Annotated in this window: 17 protein-coding genes and 1 pseudogene; 2 read left to right on the plus strand and 16 right to left on the minus strand. The window is 69.0% G+C overall.

Features of this window, described 5'->3' with window-relative positions; translation table 11 throughout:
- Nucleotides 1-372: pseudogene (locus R6V09_RS21855) on the plus strand (MFS transporter); the annotation flags it as partial.
- Between the two features lie 50 nt (nt 373-422).
- Here the strand turns inward: R6V09_RS21855 and R6V09_RS21860 are convergent.
- The 16 genes from R6V09_RS21860 to R6V09_RS21935 all read right to left on the minus strand — a co-directional run bounded on the left by R6V09_RS21860 (nt 423) and on the right by R6V09_RS21935 (nt 18270).
- Nucleotides 423-920, minus strand: a complete 498-nt coding sequence (locus R6V09_RS21860; protein ID WP_317883116.1) for a hypothetical protein — start codon at nt 918-920, stop codon at nt 423-425.
- Nucleotides 917-1486, minus strand: coding sequence for a SigE family RNA polymerase sigma factor (locus tag R6V09_RS21865; RefSeq protein ID WP_317883117.1), 570 nt, complete (start codon nt 1484-1486; stop codon nt 917-919). Before R6V09_RS21865 ends, R6V09_RS21860 begins: the two co-directional genes overlap by 4 nt.
- Before the next feature lie 76 nt (nt 1487-1562).
- A complete protein-coding gene (locus R6V09_RS21870; protein ID WP_327096139.1) occupies nt 1563-2753 on the minus strand; it encodes an MFS transporter in 1191 nt (396 codons plus the stop codon).
- A complete protein-coding gene (locus R6V09_RS21875) occupies nt 2711-3511 on the minus strand; it encodes an ABC transporter permease (protein WP_317883132.1) in 801 nt (266 codons plus the stop codon). The genes R6V09_RS21870 and R6V09_RS21875 overlap by 43 nt, the downstream gene beginning before the upstream one ends.
- A 5-nt stretch (nt 3512-3516) precedes the next feature.
- Nucleotides 3517-4320 carry an ABC transporter permease gene (locus tag R6V09_RS21880; protein ID WP_317883119.1) on the minus strand — a complete coding sequence of 268 codons (804 nt, stop codon included), beginning with the start codon at nt 4318-4320 and terminating at the stop codon, nt 3517-3519.
- 1 nt (nt 4321) lies between these two features.
- Nucleotides 4322-5350, minus strand: a complete 1029-nt coding sequence (locus tag R6V09_RS21885) for an ABC transporter ATP-binding protein (protein ID WP_317883120.1) — start codon at nt 5348-5350, stop codon at nt 4322-4324.
- Nucleotides 5351-5384: 34 nt separating this feature from the next.
- Entirely contained in the window at nt 5385-6464 is a 1080-nt protein-coding gene (locus R6V09_RS21890; protein ID WP_442810103.1) for an MFS transporter, read from the minus strand.
- 89 nt (nt 6465-6553) lie between these two features.
- A complete protein-coding gene (locus R6V09_RS21895) occupies nt 6554-9439 on the minus strand; it encodes a glycoside hydrolase family 2 TIM barrel-domain containing protein (RefSeq protein WP_317883122.1) in 2886 nt (961 codons plus the stop codon).
- Nucleotides 9440-9466: 27 nt separating this feature from the next.
- Complete coding sequence (locus tag R6V09_RS21900) at nt 9467-10333, minus strand: carbohydrate ABC transporter permease (protein ID WP_317883123.1); 867 nt, start codon at nt 10331-10333, stop codon at nt 9467-9469.
- Nucleotides 10330-11298: a carbohydrate ABC transporter permease gene (locus R6V09_RS21905; protein WP_317883124.1), complete on the minus strand. Its 969-nt coding sequence runs from the start codon at nt 11296-11298 to the stop codon at nt 10330-10332. The genes R6V09_RS21900 and R6V09_RS21905 overlap by 4 nt, the downstream gene beginning before the upstream one ends.
- A 20-nt stretch (nt 11299-11318) precedes the next feature.
- Nucleotides 11319-12584, minus strand: coding sequence for an ABC transporter substrate-binding protein (locus tag R6V09_RS21910; protein WP_317883125.1), 1266 nt, complete (start codon nt 12582-12584; stop codon nt 11319-11321).
- 213 nt (nt 12585-12797) lie between these two features.
- Nucleotides 12798-14681 (minus strand): glycoside hydrolase, encoded by a 1884-nt coding sequence (locus tag R6V09_RS21915; RefSeq protein WP_317883126.1) that lies wholly within the window; start codon nt 14679-14681, stop codon nt 12798-12800.
- 11 nt (nt 14682-14692) lie between these two features.
- Nucleotides 14693-15940 (minus strand): ROK family transcriptional regulator, encoded by a 1248-nt coding sequence (locus R6V09_RS21920; protein ID WP_317883127.1) that lies wholly within the window; start codon nt 15938-15940, stop codon nt 14693-14695.
- A 217-nt stretch (nt 15941-16157) separates the two neighbouring features.
- A complete protein-coding gene (locus tag R6V09_RS21925; RefSeq protein ID WP_317883128.1) occupies nt 16158-17402 on the minus strand; it encodes an FAD-binding protein in 1245 nt (414 codons plus the stop codon).
- Entirely contained in the window at nt 17399-17725 is a 327-nt protein-coding gene (locus R6V09_RS21930) for a hypothetical protein (RefSeq protein WP_317883129.1), read from the minus strand. The genes R6V09_RS21925 and R6V09_RS21930 overlap by 4 nt, the downstream gene beginning before the upstream one ends.
- A gap of 5 nt (nt 17726-17730) precedes the next feature.
- On the minus strand, nt 17731-18270 hold the full coding sequence (locus R6V09_RS21935; protein WP_317883130.1) for a TetR/AcrR family transcriptional regulator: 540 nt from the start codon (nt 18268-18270) through the stop codon (nt 17731-17733).
- 138 nt (nt 18271-18408) lie between these two features.
- Between R6V09_RS21935 and R6V09_RS21940 the strand changes: the two genes are divergently transcribed.
- A complete protein-coding gene (locus R6V09_RS21940) occupies nt 18409-19068 on the plus strand; it encodes a pyridoxamine 5'-phosphate oxidase family protein (RefSeq protein ID WP_317883131.1) in 660 nt (219 codons plus the stop codon).
- The last annotated feature ends 177 nt before the right edge of the window (nt 19069-19245 follow it).

Here is a 19245-nt window from a genome sequence, read left to right on the forward strand (position 1 = left end):
CGGCGGTTCGGCTTCGGGGCCACCTGGATCGGGTCCGTCGCGGTGTGCGGGGCGGCGTTCGCCGGGCTGAGCCGGGCCTACGACGTGGCCACCGTCGCGCTGGTGAGCGTCGCGTTCCTGGGCTGCGCCCAACTGGCCGGTACCTGTTCCATGTCGCTGCGGCAGGAGGTGACGCCGGAGCATCTGCTCGGCCGGGTCACCTCCGCGTTCTGGACCCTTCACTACGCGGCGGCCCCCGTCGGCGCGGCCGTCCTCACCTGGGCCGCCGAACGCCGGGGCACGGCACCGGTCGCCGTGGTGGCGGGCGGGTGCTGCGTACTGATCGCGGCCGTCGCACTGCTGACGCCGATACGGCGGTCCGGCCGGTCCTGAGCGGCTCGCGCGCGCACGCCCAGGACCGGGCCCTCAACCGGTCGACCCGGTCAGCCCGCGCAGAGCTTCACGTTCACCGTGTCGCCCTTGACCACGATCTTCGGGCTGTGCGGAGTGAGCTCGACGACCGAGGCCGACTTGCAGCCGGGGCTGACCACCTTGACGATCGTGCCGAGCTTGAGCTGGGCCTTCTCGAACTGGCCCTTGGCCGTGGCCAGGTCCTGGCCCGTGAGGTCGACCGCGATGGGCTCCTTCGTGAGGCCGCCCAGGAGGAAGGTGGCCTTCGCGTGGTCGACGGTCGTGGTGGCGGCCGGCGTCGACTGAGAGGCGCCGTCGCTCATCGAGGCCAGCGCCGTGCCGCCGCCCGCCGCGATCAGGGCCGCGGCGAAACCGGCGATGAGCGTGGCCCGCCTGCGGCGGCTGCGGTGGACCATGCCGGCCGTGTCGAAGGCCGGGGAGTCGGTGGAGTGCGCGAAGTTGTTCATGGCGTTGATCAGTTCCTCTTCGAAAGGTGTGCAGCCGGAGGACCGCGGGTCGTACGAACTCATCGGGTTCCTTCCGTGAGCTGCTGAGGCGAAGGGGCGGAGAGTGCGGGGAACTGGCTTCTGAGTTGGCTGATTCCGCGGGCCAGTTGGGAACGGACGGTGCTCTGCGAGATCTTCAGGTCCGCCGCTATGTCGGCGTCGGACAGATCGTGGAAGTACCGCAGCACCACCACCGTCCGCATCCGCATGGGCAGTTGCTGCAGGGCGCGCACCAACTGGTCACGGCTGTCGATCCGTCCGTACTCGTCACCCGGCGCGGCAGGGTCGCCGTCGACCGGGTGCTGAGCCGCACGGCGGAATCTTCGCCAACGGTCGTTGGCGAGGTTGACCATGATCCGTCGTACGTACGCGTCCGGGGCGTCCTTGGCGCTGATGGTGCGCCACTTGCGGCAGGCCCGCTCCAGGGTCTCCTGGACCAGGTCCTCCGCCGCGTCGCGGCTTCCCGTCAGGACGAGTGCGCCCCGGAACAGCGCGGCCGACCGGGCGGCGACGAATCCATGGAAGTCCCCCTCCACAGACCCGACTCCGTTGTCTCCCGCGTCCGTTGCCCACTTGGCTGCCAGATCCACACGCTCCTCCCTTCCTGTCACCCCTCCTCGACGGGGAAGCCCACGGATCTGCTGCACGACTGTGGCGTGACCTGGGTCACTCCATCGTCAGTCTCCTGGTCAGCCCGGCCGCCGCCAGCGCCGCCACGGCCAGCGTCGCCAACGCCACCCGCAGACTCGTCGCCCCCGCGAGCAGCCCCACCGCGGGACCCGCGAGCAGGAACCCCGGCCACTGACCGATCGTGATCACCGACACCCCTTCGCCGGGCGGGACTTCGGGCTGACGCCCGGCCAGCGCGAACACCGCCGGCAGGACACACGCCAGACCGAGTCCTACGACCGTGAAGCCGGCCAGCGCGAACGGCAGTCCGGGGTGCGCGAGACCAACTCCCGTTCCCAGCACGACTGTCAGCAGTGACACCTGGACGAAGAGACGCCGCCCCAGCCGGGCCACGAACCGGTCGCCCACCAGCCGCCCGACCAGGATCGCCACGGTGAAGCACGTGTACGTCGCCGCGCCCAGCGCCGCCCCCGCGTCCAGATAGTCGGCCGTGAAGACCGAACTCCACTGCGAGGCCGCGCCCTCGACGAAGGACGCCAGGAACGCGATGGAGGCCAGCAGCACCAACTGCGGTGTGAAACGGTCCTTGAGCGGGCGCCGCCGCTCCGCCGGCGAAGGCGTCTCGTCCGGCAGCCGGCCGCCCAGCGCCAGCAGCAGCGCCCCAAGTACCGTGCTGCTCACCGCAAGTTGGCCCCCGGGCGACACCCCGCCCGCCGCTGCCAGGGTGCCGAGAGCCCCGCCCGCCAGCACCCCGCAGCTGAAGCAGGCGTGGAACTGGGACATCAGGGGGCGGCCGTGGGCGCGTTCCGTCGCGACGGCGAGGGCGTTGACGGGCGTGTTCAGGAACGTCGCCGACAGCCCCCACACCGCGAGGCCGAGCACCAGTGCCGGAACGGCCGAAGCCCCCGCCAGCACCGGCGCGTTGAGCAGTACCAGGACCGTCGCCGCAAGGCACAGCAGCCTGGTGCTCACCCGGCCGATCAGTACGGTCACCAAGGTCAGCGCGACGAGATCGCCGACGGCCGACGCGCTGGACACCACGCCCCAGCGCGCGGTGTCCAGCCCCACCTGGTCGCGGATCGCGGGGATACGCGCCATCCAACCGCCTTGTGTGGAGCCGAGGATGACAAAGACCAGGGCGACCGCGAGTCGCGCCCGTAAGCCGGACGGGACCGCTGTCGCGGTCACCCGTTCACCCCCGTGTAGTGGCTGAGGCTCCACCGCCACAGCAGCCGCGCCCCGAGATACGTCAGCAGGCCTACGAGGGGTGAGCTCGCCGCCAGCCAGTACGGCACCCCGATGTCGTGGCCGTGCCCGGTCAGTACGGCGGCCGGGAGGAAGGCCACGAACGCGAGCGGAAGGCCGTAGGTGAGGAAGCCGCCCACCGCCCGGGGCAGGACGTTGAGCGGGTAGTTGCCGAAGGTGCCGAGGAGATCCTCCACCCAGCGGCTCCAGTAGTCCGCGGACGGGAAGCGGAGGGAGGCGGAGGCCACGGTCGTGAACAGGGCCGCTTCCAGGAGCATGCCGCCCAGCAGCGCAGCGACCAGATAGGCGATGCGGCCCGCCGTCCAGTCGAGGTGGCTGCGGCTGAGCGCGCCGACCATGAGGCCGCCCGCCACCGTGAGGTCGCCGATCGCGTTGGTGGGGAAGTACTCCAGCTGTGCCTGGCGGTGGACCGGCATCGGCCGCACCAGATAGATGTCGATGCGGCCTTCCTGGATGTACCGGCCGAGGCTGTGCATCCGGCCCAGGAACAGCACCATCAGCCCGTGCGCCATCATCCGTGTCGCCGGGATCAGCAGCACGTCAGAGCTGTCCCAGCCGCCCATCCCGGAGAACCGGGTGAGCAGCACCGTCGCGAACACGATCACCGACACCTGCCAGATCGCGCCGATCGCGATCATCAGCAGGAACTCGGTGCGATATTCCAGCTGGGCACGGAAGTTGAGTCGTGTGATACGCCACACGATCCGGACGGCTTTCATAGGCATCAGCCTCCTTGCGAGACGACCCGGCGGGCGGCGCGCCGCCACAGGAACCGGGTGAACAGGGAAAGGGCCACCACCCAGGCGGCCTGCAGGGCGAGTTGGGCGCCCGCGTCGGACAGCGGGATGCGGCCCACGTAGATCGAGAGCGGCACGCTGAGGGTCGCCTGGAACGGCAGGAAGCGGCTCATCGTGATGAACCAGTCCGGGAAGAACCACAGCGGCGCGTACACACCGGACAGCAGGTTCTGCGCGAAGATCAGGATGAGCATCGCCGCCCCGTTGCGGAGCGTCCAGAAGCACAACTGGTCGATGAGCAGCATGACGTAGTACAGGACGAGCTGTCCCAGCAGCATGCTCAGCGCGAACACCCCGGCCACGGCAGGTGACTCGGGCGGTTCCACCACCCCGGCCGCGAGGCAGACGACGTAGCCCGTCAGCGCCCAGGCCAGGCCGTACAGCTGCTCGCCGAACGCCCGCAGCGCGTAGTAGCGCTGGGGCGGCAGCGGGCGCAGATACCAGTAGATGATCGTGCCGAAGTGCATGTGCTGCAGGACCGTGTCCCGGCCCGCGTACTGGTCCAACTCCCTCAGTCGGGAGGCGAGTACGGCCAGTACGGCGTACGTCACCGCCTGGTCGCGGGTGAGTCCGGCGGTGGTGCCGGTCTGGGAGTACAGGCCGCGCCACAGGGACGCCACCAGCACGATCTGCACCGTCAGGCGGAGCAGGGCGGCGGTGATGCGGGGCGGGGCGAGGAGTTCGCCGAGCGGGGTGACACGGGCGGCGCGCCAGGCGTGCAGGGCGGCCATCTCAGGGCTCCTCGGCGCGCGGGCCGGCCTGGACGTACGCGGCCCGCATCACGTCCTCCAACTCGGCCTCGTCCATGGCGATCTCGGTCACCTCGTACCGCTCGATGACCTGCTTCAGGGCCTGGTGGACGGTCGGCCCCTCGGTGCCGTCCGGGCCGAAGACGAGCTGCGGTCCGTCCCGCCGTACCAGCGCGATGCCCGGCAGGGACACGACCTCGGCGTGCGCGTCGGCCAGCGTCGCGCGGATCTGCCAGGTCGAGCCGAACCTGCGGCGGATCTCGTCGAGGGTGCCGTCAAGGACCAGCCGGCCGTGGTTGATGAGGACGACCCGCTCGGCGAGCCTGGCCACCTCGGTCATGTCGTGCGTGGTCAGCAGGACCGTACGGCCGCGCTCCTCCACCTGATGGCGCAGGAACTCCCGCACCTGCTCCTTCACGACCACGTCCATGCCGATGGTCGGCTCGTCGAGGAAGACGACCGGCGGGTCGTGCAGCAGCGCGGCAGCCAGGTCGCAGCGGACGCGCTGACCGAGGGAGAGATGGCGGACCCGGGTGTCCCAGAACGTCGACAGTTCGAGGATGTCGTCGAACTCCCGCAGCCGGGCCGCGTGTTGGGCCTTCGGCACCTCGTAGATGTCCCGCAGGATCGAGAACGACTCGCGCACCGGCAGGTCCCACCACAACTGGGTGCGCTGCCCGAACACCGCCCCGATGTTACGGGCGTTGCGCTCACGCTCCTGGTACGGCACCACGCCCGCGACCCTGGCCTCCCCGGAGGTGGGCGTCAGAATGCCGGTGAGGATCTTGATGGTGGTGGACTTGCCGGCGCCGTTCGGGCCCAGCAGGGCGAGGAGTTCACCCGGGGCGACATCGAACGTGACATCGGAGACGGCGTGCTTGGGCACGCGCTCCGGGTTGACGAGCGAGCGCAGACCGCCGACGAAACCGGGGCGGCGCACAGTGGTGTGGAAGGTGCGGGACAGCCCCCGGACCTCGATTTGATGTGTCGTTCGCCTGCTGCTCGCGTTCACTCGACCAGCCTTCGCGTGAGCAGGAACAGGGCCTTCATGATGCGGACCTCCTCGTCAGTCGGATCAGCCGGAGCGTCGCCAGCAGCGACGCGCCCGACAACGCGGTCAACAGCCAGGGCACCGCGTGGATCCCGGAGGCCTCGATCCCGACACCGAGCAGCGGTGGAGCCGCCACCCCGCCGACATTCGAAGCCGCGATCACCCACGCTCCGGCTCGCTCGGCCTGGGGGAGCGCCCTGTTGAGCCAGGAAAGGCCCGTCGGGAAGACCGGTGCGATGAACAAGCCAACACCGGCATACGCCACCGGTGCCACTCCTTTAACCAGCGTCAACAGCAGACACACCGTCATCCCGGCCGCGCACACCGCGAGGATGCGCTCGGGGGCGTACCGCATGGTGATCGGTACGACGAGGAAGCGGCCCGCCGTCATCATCAGCCAGTAGACGGAAGTCGCCGACGCGGCCACGGTCGCCGTGTAGCCGACCGTCTCCAGATGCGTGGGCTCCCAGCCGCCGACGCTCGCCTCGACGGCCACGTTCAGGACATAGAGGACGAGGAACCCGACGAGCACCCGGGACAGGCCGAGGCCCCTACTTGGCGTCTTTGCTGGTGGATCGTCAGATACACGTGTACGTACGCCACTTGAGCCGGCGAACACCAGCACCGCCGCGAGTACCGCACACGCCCCGAACGCGTACGGGTAGTCGTCCGGACCCAGCCACGCCACGACCGCCGGGCCGAGCACCGCGCCGATGCCGAAGTGCGCGTTGAGCACGTTCAGCATGGCGGTGGAACGGCCGCCGAAGCCGACGGCGAAGAGCTGGTTGAGGCCGTAGTCGATCCCGCCGAAGCCGAGACCGGCCAGGAACGCGGCGGCCAGCGCCAGTGGCCAGTCGGGCGCGAGCGCGAAACCCGCGCCGCCCGCCACCATCAGGCCGTAACCCCACGCCAGCAGCGCCCTGTTGCTGATCCGGGAGTGGATCGCGTTGAAGGCGAGGACTCCGGCGACCCCGCCGGCGAAGTGCAGGCTCAGGCCGAGGGCGGCGGTCGAGGGGGACAGTCCGAACTCGTGGCGCAGGCCCGGGATCACGGGACCGTAGAGGGACTGGAGCATGCCGATGAGGATGAAACCTATGCAGGACGCGACTGCGGCCGACCGGCTGAAGAGCCGGTCGGCCGCGGACGATTTCAAGGCTGTGCCGGTCAACTGGTCTCCGGGGATTCTGAGAACACGAAGGAGAACTCGGTGGGTTCGGCGTTCAGGAAGTACCGCGGGAGCGGGCCAGGGCCGCAGGACTGCGAACCGATGCCGTGCTGGCCGTGGTCGAGGTTCACCCACACACCCGCGGCGGAGCCGCTGTCGGATGCAGTGCCGGGGACGAGATCGGTGCGGTGGGTGGCGGCATCCAGCTGTTCCGTCGTCCAGCGGCGGGCCGTGAACCAGAACTCCGGGTCGCCGTCGATCCGCAGTCCACCCAGCTCGGCCCAACGGACGTCCGCGCGGGCGCCGTTCTCCTGCGGACGGACGTAGGGGGTCTGGAGGCCGTCGACCGTGGACTCCCAACGGCCCAGCAGCGACGCCGACTTGGTGTCGGGGTAGCCCTCGCCGGGGCCGCCGCCGAACCACTTCACACGGTCCGCGTTCGCGTCCAGCCCGAAGCGGATGCCGAGCCTCGGCAGCGGTACCGTCCAGTCGCCCTCGGGCGCCACGGACACCGTCAGCCGCAGCCGCTCGCCGTCCGAGGTCCAGCGGTACACCGTGGCGAGCCCGATCTCCCAGGCGGCGGGCGCCACCCGGGTGCGTACGGTCAGCGCGTCCTCGCCCAACTCCACGCCGTCCAGGCGGTGTCGCATCCGGTGCAGGCCCAACTTGCGCCAGAGCAGGCCGTGGCGGACGTCCGTCTGCCAGGGCGCGCCGTCGTCGTTGTCCGTGGTCGCCCGCCACACGTCCAGGCGGAGACCGGTGACGTCCACCGCGCCGAGCGACTTCAACTCACCCGTACGGGCGTCGAAGGAGGCCGGCCCGAGCGTGATCCGCCGCTCGCCGAGGACAGGCCCGGCGGTGGCCGAGACATACGGCAAGGGTCGTGCCGTGACCGGGAATTGGCCCCAGCCGATCACATGGCCCGCCGGAGCCCACGCGGTGTCGGCCGCCGGCGACGCCCGTACGGTCCACTGGGATTCGGCGCCGTCGGACTCCACGGGCGGTGCGGGCAGCTTCACGTCGGCCGACTCGCCCGGCGCGAGCGGCGGCACCGTCAGGGGACCCGACTCGACCGTCTCGCCGTCCACTTGGTAGGACCACTGGAAGGCGAATGCGGACAGGTCGGCGAAGTCGTGCTTGTTGGTGATCCGCACGGAACCGTCGGAGCCCTCGATGGAGACCGGCTCGATGACCTTCTTGAACTCGATCAGACCGGGGGAGGGGACGCGGTCCGGGAAGAGCAGTCCGTCGCAGACGAAGTTCCCGTCGTGCAGCTCCTCGCCGAAGTCGCCGCCGTACGCGAAGCCGTAGCGCTCGTCCTTGACGCCGTGGTCGATCCACTCCCAGATGAAACCGCCCTGGAGCCGGTCGTACGACTCGAAGAGGCGCTGGTAGTCGGCGAGTCCGCCGGGGCCGTTGCCCATGGCGTGGCCGTACTCGCAGAGGATGAAGGGGAGTTGGCGGCGTTTGTGGGTCCCGCCGTCCAGGCCCTGGCCGATGCGTTCGACCTCGGCGTGGTCGGCGTACATCCGTGAATAGACGTCCGTGTCACGGCAGTTGATGTCGCCTTCGTAGTGCACGAGGCGTGAGCTGTCGCGGCCGTGGATCCACTCGGCCATGGCGGTGAGGCCGCGGCCGGTGCCGGCCTCGTTGCCGAGGGACCAGATGACGATCGACGGGTGGTTCTTGTCCCGTTCGACCATGCGGGCGGCGCGGTCCAGCAGCGCGGGCGTCCAGCGGTCGTCGTCAACGGGGTTGTCGCGCCAGGCCTGTTCGGTGAAGCCGTGGGTTTCGAGGTCGCACTCGTCGATGACCCACAGGCCGTACTCGTCGCACAGGTCCAGGAAGGCCGGGTGCGGTGGGTAGTGCGAGGTGCGGACCGCGTTGATGTTGTGCCGCTTCATCAGCAGCACGTCTTCACGCATGGTCTCCAGGTCGAGGGCGCGGCCCTTCTCGGGGTGCCACTCGTGGCGGTTGACGCCCTTGAAGAGGATCGCCTTCCCGTTGACCTTGATCAGGCCGTCGGAGAGTTCGACGGTCCTGAAGCCGATGCGCAGCGGGACGCGCTCGCCCTCCGTCGTGAGCAACCCCTCGTACAGGTACGGGGTTTCGGCCGTCCATGGCTGCACCGGCACGGCGACCGACTCGCCCGTCGCGACATCGATGTCCAGGGCGGGTACGGTGATCCGGCCGTCGACGTCGGAGTCGACGCGCAGGGTGCCCGCGCCGCCGAGGTGGTCGTAGGAGGCGTGCACGAAGAAGTCGAGGGCGCTGCCCGGCGGGCGGTGCAGCAGGGTGACGTCACGGAAGATGCCGGGCAGCCACCACTGGTCCTGGTCCTCCAGGTACGAGCCGGCCGACCACTGGTGGACGCGGACGGCGAGGACGTTGCCGCTCGGCTTGAGCAGGTGTCCGACCGCGAACTCGTGCGGCAGCCGGGAGCCCTTGAACTCGCCGATGTCCGTGCCGTTCAGCCAGACGCGGGCGCAGGACTCCACGCCGTCGAAACGCAGCACGGCACCGCCGTCCGAGGGCCAGTCGGACGGCAGGTCGAAGACGCGGAGATGGTCGCCGGTCGGGTTCTCGGTCGGGACGCGCGGCGGGTCGACCGGGAAGGGGTAGAGGTGGTTGGTGTAGATGGGGGAGCCGTGTCCTTGCAGGACCCAGTGGCCGGGGACCGTGACCTCGGCCCAGCCCCCGGCGTCGTAGCCCTCCTCGGCGAACGAGTCGTCCTCGGCGTCGGCCGTCGCCGACACACGCAGGCGCCAACTGCCGTTCAGCGACAGTGACTTCGTGTCCGGAGACGCGTACCGGGCGCGGGGCGGGAGGGCTCCGCTGCCCGGCGAGACGTCCTCGATGTAGTCGGCGACGGTGCTGGAAGTCATGGATCTCCCGGTCGTGAGAAGCGGGTGTCAGCCCTTGATGCCGGTCTGCGCGATGCCCTGCACCAGCCAGCGCTGGAGGAAGAGGAACACGAAGATCAGGGGCAGGATGGAGATGGCGGTGGCCATGAAGATGAGATGGAAGTTGACGGTCTGGTTCGTGATGAACGACGACAGGGCGATCTGCACGGTCCAGGAGCTCGGGTCCTGGCCGATGACCAGCGGCCAAAGGAAGGCGTTCCAGCCGCTGATGAAGGTGATCGTGGCGATCGCCGCGAAGAAGTTCAGCGAATTGGGTACGACGATCCGCCAGTACGCGCCCCAGTAGCCGAGCCCGTCCACGCGTGCCGCCTCCTCCAACTCCTTGGGGAACCCCAGGAAGTACTGCCGGAAGAGGAAGCAGGTGAAACCACTGAAGAGGCCCGGGATGATGAGGCCCCGGTAGGTGTCGACCCAGCCGAGGGACGAGACGAGGACGAAGCTCGGCACGAAGGTGACGGCCGTGGGCACCATCAGGGTCGCCAGGACGACGTAGAAGACCTTGTTGGAGTGCTTGTACGGGATGCGGGCCAGGCCGTAGCCGGCGAGTGAGCACACCAGCAGGGTGCCCACGGTCATCAGGACGGCGACGACCGTGGAGTTCCACAGGGCGCGGCCGAACTGGACGGTCTGGTCGTCGAACAGCTCGGAGATGTTGCCCCACTGGAACGAGGGCAGCAGCCGCCAGTTCTCGCCGGTGATCTCCGGGTCCGTGGAGAGGGCGTTGCGGACGATCAGATAGAAGGGGATCAGGAAGAGCAGGGCGGCGATACCGACGGCGACGTACAGGCCGGTGTTGCCGAGGATGCCGCCGCGCTTCTTCCGCTTCTTGCTCAACTGCGGTGCGGTGGTGGTCACTTGGCCTCCTCCCCCCTTCCGAAGCCCATGATCTTGCCCTGGGCGAGGGTGACGATGCAGATCAGCAGGGACAGGATGACCGCGCCCGCGCTGCCGGCGCCGTAGTCCTGGTTGGTGCCGAGGGCCGCCTTGTAGAGCTCCATCAGCGGGGTCTGGGCCCAGGTCGCCTTGGTGGTGATGAGGTTGTAGAACTCGTCGAACGCCTGGTACGCGGCGATGAGCAGCAGCAGGATCACCGCCGTCGAAGTGGCCCGGAGCTGGGGCAGGGTGATGTACCAGAACGTCTGCCAACCCCTTTTGGCGCCGTCGATCTCGGCGGCCTCGTACAGCTCGGCCGGGATGTTCTGCAGCGCCGCGAGGAACAGGATCATGTAGAAGCCGGACTGGATCCACAGCCGCAGGCTCACGAGGACCACCCAGTACCAGGGCGGGCTCGGGTTCGACAGATAGGCGATGTTGTCGACGCCGAACCAGCCGAGGACGGTGTTCGCCAGGCCGAAGCGGACACCGGTGAAGAGGGACATCTTCCAGATCAGCGCGGCGGCGACATACGAGACGGCGGTCGGCAGGAAGAACACCGACCGGAAGAACGCCCGCATGAACCGGAGTTGGTTCACCAGCAGTGCCAGACCCAGTGACAGCGCCCACGTGGTCGGCACGATGAACACGGCGAACACCGTGAACGTCAGCAGAGAATCAGGGAAGTTGCTGTTGGTCAGGATCTGCTTGTAGTTGTCGAAGCCGATGAAATGGCTCGGCGTGACCGTGTAGCGGGCGTCGAAGAAGCTGAGCCAGATGCTCCATCCGATGGGGACGAAGACGAAGATCACCAGGCCGATGAGAAACGGGCCGGTGAAGAGCCAGAAGTTCAGGGTGGCGTTGGACCGCAGGCCCCGCCGCGGCCGGGCCTTCGAGGCCTTGGCCGGGGCGGGCTTGGCGACCCCGCGCGTGGTGGTGGTCGACATCTCGGGTTCCGTCCGCCGGCCTATCCGAACAGCTTCTTGAGCTCGACGTCGACCTTCTTGTCGCAGGCGTCGAGCGAGGCTTCCGGGTCGCCGCCCTTGCGGACGCTGGACGCGATCACGTCGTTGAGGGCGGTGATCATCGTCTGGTCCCAGGCGATGTTGTCGAAGTGGCCGTAGTCGGTGAAGAGCTTGACGGCCTCGGCGGGCAGCCCCGACTTGAGCTTCGTGGCCTGCGCGGCTATCGAGCTGCGCGGCGGGATGTGGAAGCCGTACGAGAGCGCCCAGTCCTCCTGGTACTTCTTCTGGTCGATCCACAGCCACTTCACGTACGCCTTGGCGGCCTCGACGTTCTCGCCCTTGGCGTTGACGAACATCGACCAACCGCCGTTGGTGACCGACGGCTTGCCGTTGTCGCCGACCTTCGGGAACGGGAAGATGCCGAGGTCGTCGCCGAGCGCCTTCTGCATGGCCGGCATGGACCACAGGCCGCCCCACTGGATGGCGCACAGGCCCTGGTTGAGCGAGGACGGGTCCCACCAGTCGGTCGGCGCGTCGAGGAGCACATGGCCGCTGGTGAACAGCTGGCGGAGCTGCTTGAGGCCCTGGACGACCGCGTCCGTGTGGTAGGCGATCTGGTTGTTCGAGTCGAGGGTGTCGGCGCCGGCCGACCAGATCAGGTTGCCCTGGACCGGCGTGAAGTCGTTGCCGAGATCGATGCCCTTGACCTTGTCGGTGGTCAACTTGGCGGCGGCTTCCAGCAGTTCGTCCAGCGTGGTCGGCACCTCGACCTTGGCCTTCTCCAGCATCGACTTCCGGTAGTAGAAGAACTGCGGGTCGTCGATCATCCGGACCCCGTAGACCTTGCCGTCGACGGTGTGCGAGTTGATGTCGGCCGGATTGAAGTCCGACTTCACCGGGTCGATGATGTCGCTCAGGTCCGCCACCTGACCGCTCTTGATCAGCTGCAGCTGCGGGTGGAACTCGAAGACGTCGGGTGCCTGCTTGGTGAGCAGGGACGAGAAGAGCTTGGCCTCGAAGTTGGTGCCGGTGATCCAGCTGGTGGACACGTTGGCCTTCGAGTAGGCCTTGGCGTACCGCTTGATGGCCTGCTCGGTGCCCGCCTCGCCGTAGGCGTGGAAGTACTGGACGAGGTTCTTGCCCGAACCGCTCCCGCCCCCACGCCCGTTGTTGCCTCCGCACGCGGCCAGCGGGCCTAGTGCGGCGAGGCCCGCGGCGGCTCGCAGAACGGATCGGCGGTCCCAGTTGCTGTTGCTCATTGCCGACATGGTGACGTCCTTGTCTCTCGCGCGGCTGCGGCTCCACGGCTCAGCTGCCCGTGGCTGAATTCGAGGTGCGGTGCGGGACGTTAACCTTCGCCTAAGCCTTCGGCAAGGGGTTGGACGAAGCCTGTTCGAAGCGTTGTGCAACGTTCGGAATACCGGACGTGACGATGTGCGGGCCGCCGCGGGGGCGGCCCGTACATCGCGTTCAGATCGTCATCACACCTTCGACCAGGCCTCGTTGGCCCCGCCGTTGCAGCTGTACAGGATCACCTTGCTGCCGTCGGCGGTCGCCTGACCGCTCACGTCGAGGCACTTCCCGGACGCCTCGCTGAGGATCTGCCCGTTGGCGTTCAGCAGCCACCGCTGGCCGGGATCACCCGTGAAGCCGGCGGTGGTCGTCAGTCCCGAACTCCCCATCGTCAGATACCCGTTGGCACCTTTCAGGCCACCCTTCGCGTCGTACGACCACGTCTGCCCGGCCCCGCCCGTGCAGGTGCCGATCGCGGCCCCCGAGGCGTCCGCCGTCAGGCACTTCCCGGACTGGCCGCCCTGGAGGGCGCCGGTGACGGCCGTCGAACTCCCATGACCCGCCTGGCCCTTGGGGTCCTTCCGGTCCTTCTGGTCCTTCTGGTCGAGGACGTACGTCGTGATCGAGCGGGCGGCGAGGGTCGTGGAGACCGTGGAGCCACTCACGTCCGGCTTCGTGACCTTCGCCCAGTTCTCCGTGGCCGACGTCCGCACCGCCTGCGTCGCCCGCACCGGCACCTCGCTGTTGAAGTGCAGGTCGAGCGAAGTGGCCGTGGCGTTCTGGTTGTTGACCACGACGACCCACTTGCCGTCCCGGTCGTACGAGGTCACCTCGACACCGCTCGGCGCGCCCGTCACGTTGTGCGCGACGGAGCCCGGTCGCACGAACTTGCTGTACTGGCCGAGCGCGTAGTACCGCTTGGTGAAGTACAGGGTCTGGTTGCCGTCCGTCGCGTAGTCGGGGTCGTAGTAGACCAGCCCGTCGTTCCAGCCGACGTCGTTGCGCGCGGCCGGGTCGGTGCCGTAACCGCTGGCGAGGGCCACCCACCACTGGAACGCCGAATCGTGCGCACTCGCGAAGTCCTTGTAGATGATCCGCGACATCAACAGGGCGTTGTCGATCGTCGGGTCGTACTCCTGGTTCCAGCCCGTGGTGCCCTTGCCGAAGCAGCAGATCTCGGTGGCCCAGGAGGGCTTGCCGACCGTCTTCGCCGTCTCGTAGACGTTGCCCAACTGGCCGTCGTTCGGGTTGTTGTACGTGTGGTGCGCCAGCTTCGACACGTACTGGGCGGTGTCCGGCTGCGCGATCCACTGCGGGACCTCGGTGGAGAAGCTGACGGTGCTGCTCGACTCGTCGGCGATGATGCTCGTCTGCTGCTTCCGGGCCCGCTGCTCGGCGCCCAACGCCCGCACGATGTCGTCGCGTTGGCCGACGGTGACCTGCATGCCCTCCTGGCCGCAGTCGCCGAAGTTGTTGTTGGGCTCGTTGAAGGGGCTGATGTAGTCGAACTTCGCGCCCTGCTTCGCGAAGTGGGCGGTGACATCCGCGATGTACTTCGCGTAGTCGCCCTCGTTCTCCGCCTTCAACTGACCGCCGCAGCTCTGCCCGTTGGTCGTCCACTGAGCTGGCGCGCTGTTGACGAAACCGATCAGGTCCTTCACGCCGTACTTCGCGGCGTACTTGAGGAACGTCTGCCCGCCCTTGTCCTTGCTCCAGTCGTAGGTGCCGTCGGCGTTCAGGAAGTCCTGGGCGGCACGGGCCGGGGTGCTGACCGCGGCGCCACCGCCGCCGATGTTGTAGCGGTACGAACTGAGGTCCAACCCCCCTGCGGAGAACAGGAGTTGGGCGACCCGGGCCTGAACCTCGGGCTTGAAGTACTGGAGGTCGTTGACCCACCAGGCGCCGGACGCGCCGATGTTGTCGATGGTCTGGGCCGCGTGGGGGGAGACTTCCGCCGGTGCGACGCCGTCGGCGTTCGCGGGCGGCGCGGATATCAGGGCCCCGGTGACGGCGAGCGCGGCTGCCGCTGTCGCGAGGATCGATCTCCTGGGGTGGGGCTGAGTCACGTGCATCCCTTCCGTCGTCATGAAGGTGGTGCGGTACGGCTCCTTGCCTGGGTGGTGCGCTTGCCATTCCTCTGCCCCACCGACTGAAGTGCCCCTTCGAGCGCGAAGGTTGCCGCGCCCAGGCAGGCCGGATCGGTGGGAATGGGGGAGAGGACGATCTCGGTGGCGGCGAACGGCCGCCTGAGCGCGTGCCGTTGGACGGCCTCGCGCACTTCGTTCAGCAGGGGTTCCCCGAGCTTGCGGGCCACCCAGCTGCTGAGCACGACCACTTCGGGGTTGAGGACGTTGACCAGATTGGCGATGCCCGCGCCGATGTAACGGGCCGTCTCCCGTACGACCTTGAGGGCCACGGGATCGTTCGCGGCGACGGCGCGGGCCAGCGCGTCGATGGTGGCCGTCTGGTCCTCGGGGTGCAGCATCGGGCTCTGCGGGCTCAACTCCCGTAGATTCAGCATGATTCCGGGCGCGCCGACATAGGCCTCCACGCAGCCGTGATTGCCGCAGCGGCACAGTCGCCCGTCCAGGACGAGGGTGGTGTGACCCCATTCGCCGGCGCTGTTGCTGACCCCCCGGTACAGCCCGCCGCCCAGCGCGAGCCCCGCGCCGACCCCGGTCCCGAGGTTGACCACCACCGCGTCCCCGCGCCCGCGCGCCGCCCCGAACCACATCTCGGCGACCGCTCCGGCCCGCAGCGGATTGTCCAGGTAGAGGGGGTAGGCGATGACCTCGGACAGCAGGTCCAGCAGCGGTACGTCGTGCCAGTCCCAGTTGGGCGCGTACTCCGAGATGCCGGTCTTGCGGTCCACCTGGCCCGGCACGCTCACGCCGACACCGAGCACGCGGGCCGCCTCGACGCCGGCCTGCGCGACCACCGACCCGACGGCGGCGGCGACATGACCGACCACCTGCTCCGGACGGCTCTCGCCGGGCCGCATGTCCTCGTCGGCACGGGCGAGGACGTTCAACGCCAGGTCGAACAGCTCGACATGGACGTACGTCTCCGCGATGTCGACACCGATCAGCGCGCCCCCCGACGCGTTGACCGCGACGAGACCCCGGGGGCGGCCCCCGGCCGAGTCCTCGAAACCGACCTCGGTGATCATCCGCAGGTCCAGCAGCTCACCGACGAGCGTGGCCACCGTGGCCAGGCTCAGCCCGGTCGCGGCGGCCAACTCCTGCCGGGACGTGGGCGACTGGGCGATGATCTGGCGCAGCACCTCGTAGCGGTTCGCGGTACGGATGTCACGTGAGGTGCCGCGCTTCATTGAATTCTCCTCACGGACGAGCACTGGGTACACGAGCGCTTTTCCCGCCGGGGGTTGTCCCCCGGGAAAACACAGCACCGGGTTGCCCCCCAAGGCCTTCGCGGTCATGCCGGGGCACGACGGCTCCGGCGCGCGGCAAGGCTATGGGCTGCGGGTGACGTTCGACAAGGGGTTAGGAAAGGGGCCATACAAAGTCGCCGCCCGGTCGGTCGCACGCTCAGTCGCCGAAGACGTCCCGGACGAAGGCATTGGCGAATTTGCCCTCCGGATCGAGGCCCTGAGCCAGTGCCCTGAAGTCGCCGAGCCGCGGATAGCGCCCGCGCAGCACCTCCGCCGGGGTGGTGAACACCTTCCCCCAGTGCGGTCGCGCGTCGAAGCCGTCCAACGCCTCCTCCAGCCGCCGCACCACCGGCAGCACCACCGCTGTGTCCTCGATCCAGGTGAAGTGCAGCGCCACCGTGTCCCGCCCGTACGAGGGGCTCAGCCACTGCGCGTCCGCGGCGACCGTCCGCACCTCGCAGATCTGCAGTACACCGGCGACCGTCTCCCGGATCCCGTCGACCGCATACAGTGCGTCGAGTGCGGCCGACCGCGGCAGCAGATACTCCGACTGCAGCTCCGCCCCACTGCTCGGGGTGAACTCCGCCCGGAAGTGCGGCAGCCGCTCGTGCCACGGCCCCGGCACCCCGAGCTGCCCGGTGGTGTTGACCGCGGGCATCCCCGGCACCGGGTGCAGCGCCACGGTCGCGGGCGTCGCCCACGGGAAGTCGACCGGCGCCTGGTCGGTGCGCCGCTTCAGCCACACCTGCCCGAAGCGCGGCTCCCGCCAGTCGGTGAAGAGACTCACGCTGTACGCCGAGGCCGCCACCGTCTCGAAGTCCAGCCCGGCGAGGGGGAGTTCGGTGAAGACATGCTGCTCGACCTCGAAGGCCGGCTCCAGGTCGAGGGTGAGGGCGGTGACGACACCGAGCGCGCCGAGCGAGGTCACGGCACCGTCGAAGCGGTCGTCGCCGCGTCCGATCGTCACCGTCGAACCGTCCGCGGTGACGATCTCGACCTCGCGGACGGCCGCCGCCAGCGAGCCGTTGCGGACGCCCGAGCCATGGGTGCCGGTCGCCACCGAACCGGCCACCGAAATGTGCGGCAGGGACGCCATGTTGGGCAGCGCGAGCCCGTGCTCGTCCACCCGGCGGGCCAGCTCCGCGTACCGGACGCCACCCGACACCCGTACTGTCCGGGCCGTCGTGTCCACGTCGAACTCGGGCGGGAGCGCGGCGATCGACAGCAGGGTGCCGTCCGGGCCCGGCTCGGCGATCTCGTTGAAGGAGTGGCCGCTGCCCAGCACCCGTACCCGCGCGCTCTCGGCCACGAGGGTCCTGAGCGCGTCGAGTGTGCGCGGGCGGTGGAGTTCCTTCGCCGCGTAGGTGATGTTGCCGGCCCAGTTGGTGACCGTCTCCGTCATGCCTGCCGTCCCTCCGGGAGCGTGCGCTTACGTGTTCTGCCCCAGGGGTCGGTGCGCCACAGCCGGGCGTGGATCAACCCGACGAAGAGGACTCCTGCTGCTGCCGCAGCATAAGTCGGCAACGGATGTGCCTGCGTATCGGCATAGTGCCAGCAGACGGCCGCGGCGACGATCAGCACCCAGCCGGAGAGGACGTTGGCGATGGCGGACGGCCGGAACGGGCCGGGGCTGGTGCCCTCGCCGGTGCTGCCCATCACGTAGTAGGGGAGACCGTTCCCCGCGCAGAAACCCGCGGCGAGACCGAGGACGAGCGTACCGATCATGGTGCTCAACTCCTTTGGTGTGGGGCGGTGTTGAGCCCCTCCATCACGAGGTCGACCAGTCGGCGCAGGCGATGGCGGAGTGCCTCCGGGGTGCCGTCGGACTGGCCGATGCCGACGGTCGAGGCGAGTAGGAGGGCGGCCGTCTCGCGGGGTTCGGGGACCTCGGCGAGCAGATCCACCAGCGCGTCGACCAACCGGTCCTCCACCGAGGACAGACCCATCGCGATGGCCTCCGAGACCAACTCCTGCCGGAACCGTGCCTCCGTGACACCGATCGCGGTCTCCAGCTTCACCGAGAGCACGCCGTAGACCTGGTCGGCCGGGGTCCCCCCGGTGTCGCGGGCACGGTGGGCCGCGTCCGTCATGAGGTCGGTGACACGGGCGGCGACGGCGGCGAACACGTCCTGCTTGTTCGCGAAGTGCTGGTACAGGGCGGGCCGGGACACGCCCGCGGCCCGCGCGACGAGTTCCATCGAGGTCTGCCGGAACCCGTACCGGCCGAAGACGTCGACGGCCGCTGTGACGATGTCGTCCCGCTTGCTCATGCTGACAAGTCTGACGAAAAATGTCAGAGAAGTCAACGACTGGAAGTTGCTTCGGATTTCGTCGCACGGAGTCTTCGTGAATGCGTAAATCAACATTTCTGTCGCCATTCGAATGCTGGATCGGTAGTCTCCTACGTCATGACTGACCGCCTCCCCGTCACCGACCTCACCCGCCACAGCCGGCTCCGCGAACAGGGCAGCCTCGACCGAGCCGACCTGGACGCGATCCTCGACGCCGGTTTCGTCTGCCATCTCGGGGTCGTGATCGAAGGGCGGCCGGTCGTCGTCCCCACGGTGTACGGGCGGGACGGGCGGGAGCTGTATTTCCACGGGTCCGTCGCCAGCCGTAGTCTCGCGGGCGGTACCCCCGTGTGCGTCACCGTCACGCATGTCGACGGGCTGGTGCTGGCCCGGTCGGTCTTCGAGCACGGGGTCAACTACCGCAGCGCGATGATCCACGGGGTGCCCCGCAAGGTCACCGACCCGGAGGAGAAACTGGCCGGCCTGCGCCGCCTCACCGAACACGCGACGCCGGGGCAGTGGTCGTACGCCAGGCAGCCGAACCGCAAGGAACTCGCCGCCACCACGCTGCTCGCGCTCTCCCTGGAGGAGGCCTCCGTCAAGATCCGCACCGGTGCGCCCGACGACGGGGACGGGCCGGACGCGGAACTGGGCGTGTGGGCGGGAACGCTGCCACTGGCCTCGACCTGGGGCGCACCCGTGCCGGACCCCGCGCTGCCCCCGGGCATCCCGGTACCGGAGCACATCGCACGCCGCGAGGGAGCCGGGCAGGGCTGACCAGGTGGTGATCTCCGCCCGCGCCCGTGGCGCTCCCGCGCCGCCACCGGGCGGTGTCGCCAAGGACGTATTGCTGGCCCGCCTCGCCCTGACCCGCCCCAACCCCGCCCACCCCCATGCCTTTAGGGGCGCGGGGAACTGCGCGCCCAGCCACGACGCCCCCGCACCCCGCAAGCA

This window comes from Streptomyces sp. W16 (assembly GCF_033194735.1).
GTDB lineage: Bacteria > Actinomycetota > Actinomycetes > Streptomycetales > Streptomycetaceae > Streptomyces.

Coding starts and splice junctions, on each gene's coding strand:
- R6V09_RS21860 (WP_317883116.1), bottom strand. CDS start 920: ATGAGTTCGTACGACCCGCGGTCCTCCGGCTGCACACCTTTCGAAGAG.
- R6V09_RS21875 (WP_317883132.1), bottom strand. CDS start 3,511: ATGAAAGCCGTCCGGATCGTGTGGCGTATCACACGACTCAACTTCCGT.
- R6V09_RS21880 (WP_317883119.1), bottom strand. CDS start 4,320: ATGGCCGCCCTGCACGCCTGGCGCGCCGCCCGTGTCACCCCGCTCGGC.
- R6V09_RS21890 (WP_442810103.1), bottom strand. CDS start 6,464: ATGCTCCAGTCCCTCTACGGTCCCGTGATCCCGGGCCTGCGCCACGAG.
- R6V09_RS21895 (WP_317883122.1), bottom strand. CDS start 9,439: ATGACTTCCAGCACCGTCGCCGACTACATCGAGGACGTCTCGCCGGGC.
- R6V09_RS21905 (WP_317883124.1), bottom strand. CDS start 11,298: ATGTCGACCACCACCACGCGCGGGGTCGCCAAGCCCGCCCCGGCCAAG.
- R6V09_RS21910 (WP_317883125.1), bottom strand. CDS start 12,584: ATGTCGGCAATGAGCAACAGCAACTGGGACCGCCGATCCGTTCTGCGA.
- R6V09_RS21915 (WP_317883126.1), bottom strand. CDS start 14,681: ATGCACGTGACTCAGCCCCACCCCAGGAGATCGATCCTCGCGACAGCG.
- R6V09_RS21920 (WP_317883127.1), bottom strand. CDS start 15,940: ATGAAGCGCGGCACCTCACGTGACATCCGTACCGCGAACCGCTACGAG.
- R6V09_RS21925 (WP_317883128.1), bottom strand. CDS start 17,402: ATGACGGAGACGGTCACCAACTGGGCCGGCAACATCACCTACGCGGCG.
- R6V09_RS21930 (WP_317883129.1), bottom strand. CDS start 17,725: ATGATCGGTACGCTCGTCCTCGGTCTCGCCGCGGGTTTCTGCGCGGGG.
- R6V09_RS21935 (WP_317883130.1), bottom strand. CDS start 18,270: ATGAGCAAGCGGGACGACATCGTCACAGCGGCCGTCGACGTCTTCGGC.
- R6V09_RS21940 (WP_317883131.1), top strand. CDS start 18,409: ATGACTGACCGCCTCCCCGTCACCGACCTCACCCGCCACAGCCGGCTC.